The 13,615-nt window shown below is 69.7% G+C and carries 11 protein-coding genes; 8 read left to right on the top strand and 3 right to left on the bottom strand.

The window, feature by feature from the left end; all coding sequences use genetic code 11:
- The first annotated feature begins 4 nt into the window (after positions 1 to 4).
- Both F9C11_RS34970 and F9C11_RS34965 read left to right on the top strand, forming a co-directional pair.
- Positions 5 to 1,369, top strand: a complete 1,365-nt coding sequence (locus F9C11_RS34970) for a M20/M25/M40 family metallo-hydrolase (protein WP_409181637.1) — start codon at positions 5 to 7, stop codon at positions 1,367 to 1,369.
- A 91-nt stretch (positions 1,370 to 1,460) separates the two neighbouring features.
- A complete protein-coding gene (locus tag F9C11_RS34965) occupies positions 1,461 to 2,750 on the top strand; it encodes an MFS transporter (protein ID WP_409181636.1) in 1,290 nt (429 codons plus the stop codon).
- Positions 2,751 to 2,778: 28 nt separating this feature from the next.
- Here the strand turns inward: F9C11_RS34965 and F9C11_RS34960 are convergent, their stop codons facing one another.
- On the bottom strand, positions 2,779 to 3,792 hold the full coding sequence (locus tag F9C11_RS34960; RefSeq protein ID WP_409181635.1) for a LacI family DNA-binding transcriptional regulator: 1,014 nt from the start codon (positions 3,790 to 3,792) through the stop codon (positions 2,779 to 2,781).
- Between the two features lie 136 nt (positions 3,793 to 3,928).
- Between F9C11_RS34960 and F9C11_RS34955 the strand changes: the two genes are divergently transcribed.
- From F9C11_RS34955 to F9C11_RS34940, 4 genes are read left to right on the top strand one after another with little or no spacing between them, the layout of a single operon-like run.
- Positions 3,929 to 5,314 carry an ABC transporter substrate-binding protein gene (locus tag F9C11_RS34955; protein WP_409181634.1) on the top strand — a complete coding sequence of 462 codons (1,386 nt, stop codon included), beginning with the start codon at positions 3,929 to 3,931 and terminating at the stop codon, positions 5,312 to 5,314.
- Positions 5,311 to 6,267: a carbohydrate ABC transporter permease gene (locus F9C11_RS34950; RefSeq protein ID WP_409181633.1), complete on the top strand. Its 957-nt coding sequence runs from the start codon at positions 5,311 to 5,313 to the stop codon at positions 6,265 to 6,267. The genes F9C11_RS34955 and F9C11_RS34950 overlap by 4 nt, the downstream gene beginning before the upstream one ends.
- A gap of 1 nt (position 6,268) precedes the next feature.
- The gene (locus F9C11_RS34945; protein WP_409181632.1) at positions 6,269 to 7,144 is read left to right on the top strand and encodes a carbohydrate ABC transporter permease; all 876 of its coding nucleotides are present in this window, start codon (positions 6,269 to 6,271) and stop codon (positions 7,142 to 7,144) included.
- Between the two features lie 5 nt (positions 7,145 to 7,149).
- On the top strand, positions 7,150 to 9,204 hold the full coding sequence (locus F9C11_RS34940; protein WP_409181631.1) for a glycoside hydrolase family 2 protein: 2,055 nt from the start codon (positions 7,150 to 7,152) through the stop codon (positions 9,202 to 9,204).
- A 235-nt stretch (positions 9,205 to 9,439) separates the two neighbouring features.
- Here F9C11_RS34940 and F9C11_RS34935 read toward each other — a convergent pair whose 3' ends face one another.
- Complete coding sequence (locus F9C11_RS34935) at positions 9,440 to 11,089, bottom strand: ricin-type beta-trefoil lectin domain protein (RefSeq protein WP_409181630.1); 1,650 nt, start codon at positions 11,087 to 11,089, stop codon at positions 9,440 to 9,442.
- A 217-nt stretch (positions 11,090 to 11,306) separates the two neighbouring features.
- Positions 11,307 to 11,591 carry a hypothetical protein gene (locus tag F9C11_RS34930; RefSeq protein ID WP_409181629.1) on the bottom strand — a complete coding sequence of 95 codons (285 nt, stop codon included), beginning with the start codon at positions 11,589 to 11,591 and terminating at the stop codon, positions 11,307 to 11,309.
- Between the two features lie 469 nt (positions 11,592 to 12,060).
- On the opposite strand from F9C11_RS34930, the gene F9C11_RS34925 reads away from it, so the two are divergent.
- Both F9C11_RS34925 and F9C11_RS34920 read left to right on the top strand, forming a co-directional pair.
- On the top strand, positions 12,061 to 12,813 hold the full coding sequence (locus F9C11_RS34925; RefSeq protein WP_409181628.1) for an SDR family oxidoreductase: 753 nt from the start codon (positions 12,061 to 12,063) through the stop codon (positions 12,811 to 12,813).
- Positions 12,810 to 13,583 (top strand): SDR family oxidoreductase, encoded by a 774-nt coding sequence (locus tag F9C11_RS34920; RefSeq protein ID WP_409181627.1) that lies wholly within the window; start codon positions 12,810 to 12,812, stop codon positions 13,581 to 13,583. The genes F9C11_RS34925 and F9C11_RS34920 overlap by 4 nt, the downstream gene beginning before the upstream one ends.
- Positions 13,584 to 13,615: the final 32 nt, after the last annotated feature.

Genomic DNA, 13,615 nt, shown 5'->3' with positions numbered 1-13,615 from the left:
GAAAATGAAATCACTGGAGGTCCGGGTGCGCCGCATCGAGTCGTACGTCGAGCAGCACCGGGAGCGGCACGAGGCGGAGCTGGCCGAGTGGATCGGCGTTCCCAGCGTGAGCGCCACCGGCGAGGGCATGGCCGAGGCGGCCGAGTTCGCGTGCGGGCTGCTGCGGCGCAGCGGGCTCGACGCGCGGCAGGTGGACACCGGCGGCTGGCCGTTGGCGGTGGGGCACGCCGATGGGCCTCCCGGATCGCCGCACGTGGTGATCTACGGGCATTACGACGTCCAGCCGGCCGGGCCGCTGTCCGCTTGGGACAGTCCGCCGTTCGAGGCCAGCGTCCGCGGCGGGCGGATGTACGGGCGCGGCACGGGGGACAACAAGGGGCAGCATTTCGCGCAACTGCTGGCGTTGCGGGCGCTCGCCGAGACCGGTGAACTGCCGTGCAGCGTGACGGTGCTGCTCGACGGCGAGGAAGAAATCGGCAGTCCGAACCTGGAGCCGGCGCTCGCCGGGCTGCGCGACGAGTGGGACGCGGACCTGGTGCTGTGGAGCGACGGGCCGGTGCACGACAGCGGCGAGCCGACGGTCAGCCTCGGCGTGCGCGGCGCGGTCCGGTTCGAGATCCGGGTGCCCGGCGCTCCGGCGGCCCTGCATTCGGGAAACTGGGGCGGGGTCGCGGCGAACCCGGCGTGGGAGCTGGTGTGGCTGCTGTCGACGATGCGCTCGCCCGACGGGGAGATCCTGGTCGAGGGGTTCACCGACGGCATGGTCCCGCTGAGCCCGTCGGAACGAGACGCGCTCGACGCGCTTCCGGTCGACGTGCCCGCCGCGCTCGCCGAAGTCGGGCTGGACCGGATGGACGTGCCGGACGGCGCCGGGTTCAACGACCGCCTCGCCTCGCCCACCTTCAGCATCAACTCGCTGTCCTGTTTGGACGGAGGCGAGCACCGCACGGTCATCCCGGCGGTCGCGGTGGCCCGCTGCGATATCCGGACGGTCGGCGGCCAGCGGGCCTCCACGGTCCTCGGCGCGTTGCGCGCGCACCTCGCGCAACACCTTCCGCACGCCGAACTGCACGTCCCGGGCGGGGTGATGGAAGCTTCGCGGACGCTGCCGGAATCGCCGTACACCGCGGTGATCACCGACGCGGTCAGCGCGGCCGCCGGGCGTCCGGCGGTGCTGGTGCCCGCGATGGGCGGCAGCCTCCCGATCGCCGCGCTGTCCGACGGCCTCCGCCTGCCGTGCTACGGAATCCCGCTGGCGAACGTCGACGAGCACAACCACGGCCCCAACGAGAATTTCGAACTCGCCCGGTTCCACGCCGGGATCACGGCCGCCGCGAACGTCCTGCTCGAATTGGGCAAGCTCCGCTGAATTCCCGCACATGGTTGCTCCGGGCGAATGCGCTCGGAGCCGCGATTCACCCACGAAGCCGAACCGCTGACGCACCGCCCCGGAGGCGACCATGTCGATTCCCGCTCCCGATTCCCCTGCCCTGAAAACCGGCCACGGCCCAGCACCGCGTTCGTCCCGGATCGTGCTCGCGGCCACGATTGGCAACACCCTGGAATGGTTCAGCCTCGGGGCCTACACCTTGTTCGCCGACGTGCTGGCGAAACAGTTCTTTCCCGCGACTGATCCGGCGGTGTCGCTGATGCTGGCTTTCGCCAGCGTCGCAGTAGCGTATTTGATCCGCCCGTTCGGCGGGATGATCCTCGGGTCCTACGCCGACCGTGCGGGCCGCAAAGCCGCGCTGGTGGTGTCGATCCGGATCATGGCGGTGGCCTCGCTGCTGATCGCGATCATGCCGAATTACGCGACGATCGGGATCGCGGCCCCGATCGGGCTGGTGTTCGCCAACCTGCTGCAGGGATTCTCGGCGGGCGGCGAATTCGGCAGCGCGACCGCGTACCTGGTGGAGAGCAACCGGAAACGCCGCGGCTTCATGGGCAGCTGGGGCGCGGCGAGCCAGGGCTTGAGCACCTTGCTGGGCATCGTGTTCGCCGCCGTGCTGAGCGCGGTGCTCACCGAACAGCAACTGGGTTCGTGGGGCTGGCGGATTCCCTTTGCCTTCGGCCTGCTGATCGCGCCGATCGGGTTTTATATCCGGCGGCACGTCGAGGAATCCCCGGCATTCGAGAAGGAGTCCGCCGAGGCTCCGCTGCGGGAAGTCCTGCGTGCGCAGAAAACGCGGATTCTGGTCGCGATGGGCGCGATGGCGGTGTCGACCGCGATCAGTTACCTGATCATTTACCTGCCGACCTACGCGATCCGCAATCTCGGACTGCCCACATCGCTGGCCTTCACCACGACGATCGTCGCGCAGATCGTGCTGACCGTCCTCGCGCCGGTCGCCGGACGGCTCTCCGACCGGACCGGCCGCGTTCCGCTGATGGCGGCTGCCTGTTCGGTGCTGCTGCTGGCGATCTTCCCGTTGTTCCTCGCGCTGAACAGCCATCCGACGTTCGCGATGATGACGGCGGTGCTGGCCGCGATCGGCCTGGTCAAGGTCTGGTACGTCGGCCCGCTGGGCACGATGATGGCCGACGTCTTCCCGACCCGGACCAGGGCGACCGGGCTGGCGGTCAGCTACAACCTCACCGCCTCGCTGTTCGGCGGGTTCACGCCGCTGGTGGTGATTTGGCTGATCGAGGCGACCGGGAGCAACCTGGCGCCGAGTTACTACGTGATGGCGTTGGCGGTGCTGAGCCTCAGCGCACTGGTCTTCGCCCGGCGGCGGCTGCGGGTGCGCTGAAGCCACGGGTTGCTGTGCCGGTGCCGGGTCAGCTTCCTCCCGTGCTTTCGCGGGCGAGCAGCGTGTGCGGTGCGATGAACTCCTCCGCAGGCAGCCCAGGGTCCTCGATCCGCGCGGCCAGCCGGGCGACGGCCGTTCTCGCGATGAACGGCGTGTCAAGCGAAACAGTGCTCAGCGACGGCCGGGAGTAGCGGCCTTCTTCGATGTCGTCGATCCCGATGATCGCCACGTCTTCTGGCACCCGCAGACCGGCGTCGAACACCGCGCGCATCGCGCCCATCGCGAGGAGGTCGGAGTAGCAGAAGATCGCGTCCGGATGCGGTGACTTGCGCAGCAGCGACGTCGCGGCAGCGTAGCCGTCGGCGCGGCCGTAGTGCGCGGCCGTGCGCTGCAACGCGTTCACCGGTTCGAGCCCGCGTTCCTCCAGTGCTTTCCGGAAGCCCTCGGTGCGTTGCAACGGCGTCGAGTAGGTCTGCTTGGGCTGGGCGCCGATCGCCGCGATGCGGGTGCGGCCGCGGTCGAGCAGGTGTTTCGTCGCGTCGTGGGCCGCGACGACGTTGTCGATCGCCACGTGGTCGAAGCGCTGGTCGAAGACGTGCTCGCCGAGCAGGATCAGCGGCGACGAGCGGCCCGGGTCGACGTCGCGCAGCTCGTCTCTCGTCGCGAGCGGCGCGAACAGCATGCCGTCGAACAGGTTGCGCCTGCCGCCGCCGCGCAGCAGCTGGCGTTCCCGCTCGTGGTCGTGCCCGGTCTGGTCGATCATCACCTGGAAGCCGAGACCCGCGGCGGCGTCGATGACCTCGCGCGCGAGCTGGCTGAAGTACGGCACGTCGATTTCCGGCACCACCAGCGAAAGCAGGCCGGTCTTGCCGGTGCGCAGCGTGCGCGCGACCGGGTTCGGGATGTAGCCGAGCTCCTCGATCGCCCGCAGCACGCGCTGGCGCATCTTGTCGCTGACGTGCTCGTAGCCGCTGACGACGTTCGACACCGTCCGCACGGAAACCTGTGCCCGATCCGCTACGTCCCGCAACGTCGCCGCCATGGAAACCCCCTTCGTCCGGAAGCCACCCTACCTTTTGCAACGTGTGCAAGCATGTCGTACAGTTTGCGTACGATGGCAAACGAGGGCGCGTCCTTCTCCCCGCGCCCCTTGTCACCGTCCCGCACAAAGGAGTGCCATGAAATCCACTCTCGGACGGAGCGGCGGACCAGCCCGCCTCCTCGCGCGCCGCGGCGGAACGGCCGCCGCGGCGGTCCTGCTCGTCGCCGGGCTGACCGGCTGCGGCCCGGACATCGGTTCCGGCGGCGCGGAGGCGGACAACGCCGTCCTGCAGGCCCCGGCGGAGGACGCGCCGAAAGGCGAGATCACCATCTGGGACCGCTCCGGCGACCTGTACAAGGTCTTCGACTCCGCGATCAAGAAGTTCACCGCCAAATACCCCGGCGTCACGGTCAAGCACGAGGCCGTCGACATCGACTCCAAACTGCAGAACACGCTGATCACCGGCACCGACGTGCCCGACGGCGTTTTCCTCGACGACGCCAAGGTCGGCGGCTACGTCAGCCACCTGTGGAATCTCAAGGACGTGCTCGCGCCCTACACCAAGGACATCGCGAAGCAGAAGGTCGACGTCAACACCGTGGGCGGCGGCATCTACGGCGTGCCCTTCGACCTCGACCCCGGGCTGCTGTTCTACAACGCGAAGGCGCTGAGCGCGGCCGGGATCGACCCGAACGGCATCAAGACCTACGACGACCTGCTCGCCGCGGCGAAGAAGTACCAGCAGTACAAGCCCGGCGCGAAGCCGATCCACCTGGAGCAGAACGCCTTCAACAGCCAGCTCCAGCTCGAGATGTTCGCCAGCCAGCTCGGCACCAGCCTGGCCGGCCCGGACGGCGCGCTGCGGCTGGATTCGCCGCAGTACCGCCAGATCCTGACCTGGCTCGACACCGTGCGCAAGGACGGGCTCGGCACCCGCGCGGAGTACCTCAAGCCCAGCGACGTCAGCGCGCTCGACTCCGGCAACGAGGTCTTCTACCCGTGGGCGATCTGGTTCGACTTCGCCCCGCAGCAGCAGCTGACCGCGACGAAGGGCGACTGGCGGGCGATGCCGTTGCCGGCGTGGACCGCGGGCGGCGCGCGCAGCGGCGCGATGGGCGGCTCGTCGTTCGTCATCCCCAAGGACGCCAAGAACCCGAAGCTGGCTTGGCTGTTCTACCGCTTCCTGGCGTTCGAGGAGGCCGGCTACACCGGGGTCTACGGCCCGAACGCGGTCTATCCGGGCGGCCTGAACACGTCGATCCCGGCCTACCGGCCCGCGGCCGACCCGGCGAAACCGCTGTTCCGCCCGATCGAGGCGATGGGCGGCCAGGACCTGTGGAAGACCGCGGTCGAAGCGAGCCGGGACATCCCCGGCGGCGCGCCGATCCCGTCCTGGTGGTCCGGCGCGGTCGACTACCTCGGCACCGGCCTGCAGAAAATGCTGGACGGCGCGCTCACCCCGCAGCAGGTGATCGACAAGGCGGGCAAGGACATCCAGACCAACCTGATCGACCGCAAATGACCAATCGTTCCGTTTCCGCCGCGACGAGAGCGTTCAGGGAACCGCCGCCTGCCGCCGCACCGCGGTCCCGGGCGCCCCGTCGGCGGCGGAGCGCCCTGTCCTGGCGCCGCCGGTTCGCGCCGTACGTCTTCGTGCTGCCGTTCGTGCTGGTGTTCTTGGCTTTCAGCGTCTACCCGCTGTTCTTCACGCTGCGCCTGAGCTTCACCGACTGGCACGGCTCCGGCGCCGCGCACTGGGTCGGCCTCGACAACTACCGGTACCTGCTGACCAACGGCGGTTTCTGGTCGTCGCTGGGCAATTCCGGGGTGCTGTGGCTGCTGATCGTCCCGGCGCAGATCGTGCTGGCGGTGCTCGTGTCGGTGCTGCTCAACGCGATCAAGCGGCTGCGCGGCTTCTACCGGGTGGCGTTCGTCGTGCCGTTCGTGACGCCGCTGGTCGCGGTCGCGCAGATCTGGATCGTGCTGTTCGACCAGGACAACGGCGCGGTGAACGCGCTGCTCGGCGCGGTCGGCCTGCCGCCGGTCGGCTGGCTCGTCACGAGCGGATGGGCGAAGCCGACGCTCGCGTTGCTGTTCCTCTGGAAGACCACCGGGTTCGTGGTGCTGATCGTCCTTTCCGGACTCCAGCAGATCGACCGCGGACTGTACGAGGCGGCCTCGCTCGACGGAGCCGGCCGGGTACGGCAGCTGTGGTCGATCACCGTTCCGCTGCTGCGCCGTTCGCTGATGTTCAGCGTCGTCCTGCAGACGCTGGCGGTGTTCCAGATGTTCGCCGAACCGTACGTGGTGACGAAAGGCGGGCCGTACACCTCGACCACCACCGCCGGGCTCTACCTGTACCAGCACATCACCCGCGCGGATCTCGGCACCGGAGCGGCGAACTCGTTCCTGCTGGTGATCGTCGTGATGGCGGGGTCGCTGCTTTTCGTGCGGCTGCTGCGAGCGGAGGACTGACATGACGACCCTCGGCGTCCGCGAACGGCGGTCCAAGGCGCGGCCGTTGCTCGGCTCGCACGCGTTCCTGATCGTGCTGACCGTCGCCCTGCTCGCGCCGGTCGCGTGGGCGATCCTGTCGTCGTTCAAACCGGCGGGCGAGATCATCCGGGACCCGCTCGGATTCGATCCGGCGACCTTCACCCTCGCCAATTTCCGCGGGATGTTCCAGGACGTCCCGATCGGCAGCGGGTTCCTCAACACCGGCGTCGTGCTCGTGGCGAAGGGCGCGATCACGATGTTCTGCGCGCCGCTGGCGGCGTACGCGCTCGCGAAGTACCGGTTCGCCGGCCGCAACCTGATCTTCGGCACGGTGCTGCTCACGTTGATGCTGCCGACGATCGTGCTGATCATCCCGCTGCTGCTGGAGATGAAGGAACTCGGCTGGGTCAACACCTACCAGGCGCTGATCCTGCCCGGTTCGGTCGACGCGTTCGCGATTTTCTGGATGCGCCAGGTGATCGCGGCGGTCCCGGACGAACTGCTCGACGCCGCGCGCGTCGACGGCTGCGGCGAGTTCGGCATCTTCTGGCGGGTGGTCGTCCCGGCGATCCGGCCCGGTCTCGCCGGGCTCGGCGTGCTGACGATCATGAACATCTACAACGATTTCGTCTGGCCGGTCGTGGCGGCCAGCTCCAGCCGGATGGCCACCCTGCAGGTCGTCCTCTCGACGCTCGCCCAGAACATCTCGGGCAACCGCGTGGACGCCGACTACGCGACGGTCACCGGCGAGCTGCTCGCCGCCGCGTCGCTCGCGCTCGTCCCGCTCCTGATCCTGTTCATCGTGCTGCAGAAGCATTTCATCAACGGCATCCTCGCCGGAAGCGTAAAGGGCTGACACACATGACGATTGCCGAGAACGCCGCCGAGCCGACCACCGCGGAGGCGGTGGCCCGGCCCGGATATCCGCGTCCCGACCGGGACCGGTCCGCGCGGTGGCTCAACCTGAACGGCCGCTGGCGGTTCACCGCCGACGACGGGGCTCCGGACTCGATCGTCGTCCCGTTCGCTTGGGAGACCGCGGCTTCCGGCGTGCAGCGGACGTGGCTGCCGCACGCGGTCTACGCGCGCACGGTCACGGTCCCGCCGGAGTGGGCCGGACACCGGGTGGTGCTGTGCTTCGGCGCGGTGCATCACCGGGCGGACGTGTCGATCGACGGCGTACCTGTCGGGTCGCACGTCGGCGGGCACAGCTCGTTCGAGTTCGATGTCACCGACGTGCTGGAACCGGGCCGCCCGGCCGAGCTGACCGTCGAGGTCGAAGCACCGGCGGACAAACGCGAAATCCCGCACGGCAAACAGCGTTCGATCCCGCGCGACGACTACGACGGCGTGTCGTTCACGCCGACGTCCGGGATCTGGCAGACCGTCTGGCTGGAAGCCCGCGGCCGCACGTACGCCGCCGAAGTTTCGGTGCGCGGAGACTCGCTGACCGGGTTCGACCTCGCGGGCGAACTCGCCGGCGACGCTCCGGACAGCGCGGTGGTGGTCGCTCGCCTCGAAGGCCGCAAGACCGTCCTTCCGGTGCGCGACGGGCGGTTCTTCGGACGGCTGGACCTTCCCGATCCGCGGTTGTGGAGCCCGGACTCGCCGCATCTCTACTCGATCGAGGTGACCGTCGGCGAGGGCGAGTACGCCGACCGGCTGACCGTGACCGGGGGATTGCGCCGGATCGAAACACGCGGCGAAGCGCTGTATCTCAACGGAGAGCGGCTGTACGTGCGAGGCGTGCTCGACCAGGGCTACTGGCCGGAGAGCGGGCTCACCGCACCGGACGACGAAGCGCTGGTCCGCGACCTCGACCTGGCGCGAGAACTCGGATTTTCCCTGGTGCGCAAGCATCTCAAGGCCGAGGAACCGCGGTGGCTGGACTACGCGGACCGGACCGGGATGCTGGTCTGGGCCGAACCGCCGGGCCCGAGCCGGTTCAGCCCGGCGGCCGCGGCGGCCTTCGAAGCGCAACTGCCCGACCTCGTGCGCCGCGACGGCAACCACCCGTCGATCGTGATCTGGGGGCTGTACAACGAAGAATGGGGCCTGGACTGGGACATCCCGGGCAGCCCGGAGCGCGCCGCCGCGGCCGAGCACGCGTACGACCTCATGCGGTCGCTCGACGACACCCGGCCGATCGTGGAGAACTCCGGCTGGGCGCACGTGAAGACTGACCTGGTCGACTGGCACTACTACGACGAAAACCCGCGCCACTGGGCGGAAAACGTCGCCGCGCTCGCGTCGGGGGAGCGGGAGTCGTTCGAGGTGAAGCTCCGGCCGGATTTCCTGGTCGACAAATCGTTCTACGGTTCGGCGAGCTTCCCGCGCTCCGGCGTCCCGGTGCTGAACAGCGAATACGGCGCCGGGTTCACCAGCCTGGAGCGGGCGTGGCACGTGCGCTGGCAGACCCAGGAGATCCGCAGGCACGACCGGTTCTCGGGCTACATCTACACCGAACTCACCGACGTGGAACACGAGATGGCGGGCCTGCTGGACGCACACCGGCGGCCGAAGGACTGGGGCGGGCTGAACCCGGCCGACGCCTTCGCGGAGACGACTCTCGTGGTCGACCTCGTGCCCGCGCACGCAGGCGCTGACGTCCCGGTCCCGACCGGGCCGCTGACGCTGGACGTGCACGTCTCGCACACCGGCCAGGAGCCGATCGCGGGAACGCTGCACGCCGGATGGGGCGCGCCGGGTTCGCGCGGTCTGCCTCCGGCCGCGGTTTCCCTTGCCGCGCAAGCGAAACCGTTCCGGCTCAGCGACGCGTTCCCGCTGACCGTCCCGGCGCCGGGCGGCCCGGCGCGGTTGCATCTGTGGTTGGAGAAGGACGGCGTGGCGGTCGCGCGGACGTTTGTGGACGCCGCGGTGGTGGAGGAATTGAACCGGCGCGGCGCGCGGGAGTGACTGTCGCCGGGAAGGGGCGGTCAGCTTGGGCTGGCCGCCCCTTTTTCGGTTAGGCCGGGAGGTGTCAGGCCTGGGTGGACAGTCCGTGGCAGATGCGTTTCCGCTGACCGTCCCGGCACCGCGGCCTGCATCTGTGGTTGGAGACAGACGGCGAGGATTTGAATCGGCGCGGCGCGCGGGAGCGACTCGCACGGCGAAGGGGGCGGCCAGTCTGAGCTGGCCGCCCCCTCCCCGGTTAGGCCGGAACGTGCCAGACCTGAGTGAACAGCCCATTGCAGTCGTAGATCTGCAACTGCGTGCCGTCCGCCGTCTGGGCCTGCGGGTCGTCGAGGCAGCGACCCGACTGCGGGTTGAAGAGCGACCCGTCGGCCCGAGCCCGCCACTGCTGCGAAGGCGTGCCGAGGCAGTCGCGAAGCTCCACTTTGGCCGAGTTCGCGGTCGCGCCGTCGACGATGTTGAGGCATTTGTCGAAGGCGCGGACCGTGCCGTCGGTTTCCAGCGACCACTGCTGACCCGTCGCGATGCCGCAGGTGTAGAGCTGCACCGCGTTGCCGTTGACCGACGTGTTGGTGTTCACGTCGACGCACTTGCCGCCGGGGCCGGTGATCTGGCCCTGCGCGTTCGGCAGCGTCGCGGTGCCGAAGTCCGTTTCGCATTTGCCCGTCGACAAATGCGTGCCCGCGAGCATCAGGAACGTGGCGCCCGACGGCGCGCCGAGCAACGGCGAGCTGTATCCGGCGCAGGCCGTCTCGCCCGCGTTGTAGCCGCCGGTCGGAGCGGTGGTCACCGGCGTGGTGATCTCCTGCCAGGGGCCCGATCCGAGGTTCCGGTTCACGAACAGCACGTGCCCGTCCTCCGGCTGGATCGCCAGCGATCCGTCAGTGCCCGCGACGACCCGCTGCCCGGACGCGACGAGCGTCCCGTTCGCGCCGCCCGCCGGGGACCACGTCAGATACGGCGTGTGCAGCAGGAACCGGTGATCGGCGGTCTCGATGCGAGTGCCGAGGCTGCCGGGATTCCACGTCACGGCGTCCGGCGAGGTCTTGAAGTAGACGTCGCAGGCCTGGTCCGGGTCGGCGCCGGCTTTGCAGTCCTCGTAGGTCATCGCGTACGTGCCGTTGGGCAACGGGACGACGGTCGCCATCCCCGGCCGGTCGACGCCGTTTTGCAGCGCGACGTCGTAGACCTCGTTGCCCCAGGTCAGGCCGCCGTCCGTGGAGACGGTGTGCGCGAGGACCTGGGCGTAGTTGTTCGCCGAGGGGCGCTCGTCGGAGAAGTAGCAGATGAGCCCGCGGTCGGTGACGGCGAATTCCGGTTCCCAGATGCCGTGGCCGATCGTGTTGGCCATGCCCGACTCGGCCGCGCACGAACTGCGGTAGGTCCAGCTCGCGCCCTGGTCGGTGGACGCGAAAACCTCGACCGCCTGCTGCGTGTAGTCGCCGTGGTTCCACGCGGTGCCCGCGGCGAGCAGCGTGCCGGCCGGCAACGATCCTTGGGCGCGCGGCAGTTCGTAAAGCGTCGGACCGTCGAGATCCCAGCCGTGCTGGGTGTCGGTGACCGTGCTGATCGGCGAGGACGTCCAGGTGACGCCGTTGTCGGTCGAGCGGTAGATCGGGAAATTCGCCTTGCCGACGCCCGTGCCGGAATGGGAGAACGTCGCCAGCAGCGTGCCGTTCGCGCTGCCGTTGTGCGCGAGCCGGACGACCCGCGGATAGCTCGCGTCCTCAGTGGACCCGGCCGCGGTGCTGGGCCGGTAAAGCACGCCGCCGGACGTCGTCGCGGCCTGCCCCGGCGCGGCGGCCAGCACGGCCGCGCCGAGGACTGTCGCCGCGACCAGTGCGCCGCGTCTGAAGCGGTGCCGGAAAACCAGGGGACCAGGGGCCATGGACCTCACTCCTCGGACGGGAAGGCGCCGTGGCCCGCGGACGGCTTGGCGCAGCCAGGGTTCGCGCGTCGCGTCCGAAGCGCGCGAGCAGCGCGGGACGACCCGGGTGCTCGCTGCGGGCCAGTTTGCCATCGTGTGCAAGGAGGGTACCGCCGTTTTGCACACGATGGCAACCATGGCTGGATACCTGTCCGCGTCGGACAGGAGCGGCTGTCCGCTAAGCGTTTTCGGCGGACACGACCACCGGAATGCGCCGCAGCCTTTCGAGGAGCAGGCCGGTTTCCCTGGCGGTCAAAAGAACTGTGCAGCTCACCCGGCTTTCCACTACGCCTTCGCGCACGTCGACGTCGAGGCCGCGGACGGGATAACGCCGGCCGTGCAGCAGGGTCAGGACGCGCAGTGCGCCGGCGAGCCCGCCGGTGACGTGGGCGGTGACGGCGCGGTAGACGGGGAATTCGGCCGGCGAAGCCGGGGAGGCTTCCGGGGAAACGGCGGCACTCATGGTTGATCGAGACAAGACGGATCTCCTGCACCAGTGTTCGGGTGGATGATCCGGACCAGGTTCCGAAGCGCACGAAAGACAGCGCGCCGGCGACCTGGTCTAGCCGACGCGCCAGCGAATGATCAGCGTGCGCACGGGCTGAGCATACCCGGGGCGCTCCGGTTGTCCAGCCCGCGGCGGAGAAACCGGCGCGACTGCGCTGCCGAAAGGAAGAGCATTTCGGGCCGGCCGCGGCGATTGTTCTGGAGTATTCGAAATTCCGGGCCTCGCTGATCGACCCGACTTCGCCGAGTCGGCGTTGCGGAGGGCCGCTCCCGCCGGACACGCAGGGTTCGCGCCGCGGTGACTCGCGGTGGTGTGCCGGTCGCGCGGGCGGCCTGAGGTTGCGCGGGGAACCCGGGCCGTTGTTATCCTGCGGTAAGCGGTCGCTTAGCGGCTGCTGTCCAGCGGCGGACAAGGAGACGGTGTGGTGGAGTCGTTCAAGGATCGCGTTGCCCTGATCACCGGGGCCAGCCGGGGGATCGGGCTGGCCATCGCGAAGGGGCTCGTCGAACGCGGGGCGAAGGTGTGCATCACCGCGCGCAAACCGGAGCCGCTCGCGGAGGCCGTCGAGCAGCTCGGCGGTCCGGACGTCGCGATCGCGGTGCCGGGCAAGGCCGACGACGCCGCGCACCAGCAGGAGGCGGTCGCCGCCGCGGTGGAGAAGTTCGGCAGGCTCGACATGCTGGTCAACAACACCGGCATCAACCCGGTTTACGGTCCGACGCTGGACGTCGACCCGGCCGCGGCGAGCAAGATCTTCGCGGTGAACGTGGTCGCGCCGCTGTCGTGGATCCGCGCCGCGCGCGACGCGTGGATGGGCGAGCACGGCGGGGCGGTGGTCAACGTCGCGTCGATCGCGGGCATCCGCACCTCGCCGGGCATCGGCATGTACGGCGTCAGCAAGGCCGCGCTGATCCGGCTCACCCAGGAACTCGGCGCCGAGCTCGGGCCGAAGATCCGGGTGAACGCGGTGGCTCCGGCGGTGGTCAAGACGCAGTTCGCGACCGCGCTCTACGAGGGGCGCGAGGAAGAGGTCGCGGCCGCGTATCCGATGAAGCGGCTCGGCGTGCCGGAGGACATCGCGGGTGCGGTGGCGTTCCTGCTGTCCGGCGAAGCGGGCTGGATGACCGGGCAGACGGTCGTCCTCGACGGCGGCGTGACGCTCGGCGGCGGCCTGTGAGCGCCGGCGTCGTCGTCACCGGCGGCGGTGGCGGGATCGGGGCGGCCCTGGCCCGGCGGTTCGCGGCGGACGGGGCTCGCGTCGTCGTCGCGGACCTCGACGGCGACCGGGCGGCCGAAGTCGCGGCCGAGGTGGGCGGCACCTCGTTCGCGGGGGACGTGGCCAGCGAATCCGGGGTGGCCGACCTGATCACGGCAGCCCGCGAAACGCTCGGTGAGATCGACGTTTTCTGTGCCAACGCCGGGGTCGCGCCGTTCGGCGACGCGCACGCGGACGAGGACGCGTGGGCGCTGGCGTGGGACGTGAACGTGATGGCGCACGTCCGCGCGGCCCGGCTGCTGCTGCCCGCGTGGCTGGAGCGCGGCGAGGGCCGGTTCGTCGCGACGGTGTCCGCGGCGGGCGTGCTGACCAGCCTCGGTTCGGCGCCGTATTCGGTGACCAAGCACGGCGCGCTGGCGTTCGCGGAATGGCTGTCGGCCACCTACCGGCACCGCGGGATCACCGTGCAGGCGATCTGCCCGCAGGGCGTGCGCACCGCGATGCTGGAGGAGACCGGGGAACGCGGCAAACTGCTGATGGGCGCGACCGCGATCGACCCGCCGCAGGTCGCCGACGCGCTGTTCGCCGCGATGGCCGAGAACCGGTTCCTGGTGCTGCCGCACGCCGAGGTCGCCGACTTCTACGCGTTGCGCGCCACCGAAACCGACCGGTGGCTCGGCGGGATGAACAAACTGCAGCGGAAAATGGAGGAGCTGCCCGGCGACGCGTGACCCGATATTCTCCTTGCGCGGCACGGGGCCGC

Origin of the sequence: Amycolatopsis sp. VS8301801F10 (assembly GCF_046195355.1) — a bacterium.
GTDB lineage: Bacteria > Actinomycetota > Actinomycetes > Mycobacteriales > Pseudonocardiaceae > Amycolatopsis.
Note: the sequence above shows the minus strand (reverse complement) of the source record. Positions and strands in the feature narration are given on the sequence as shown.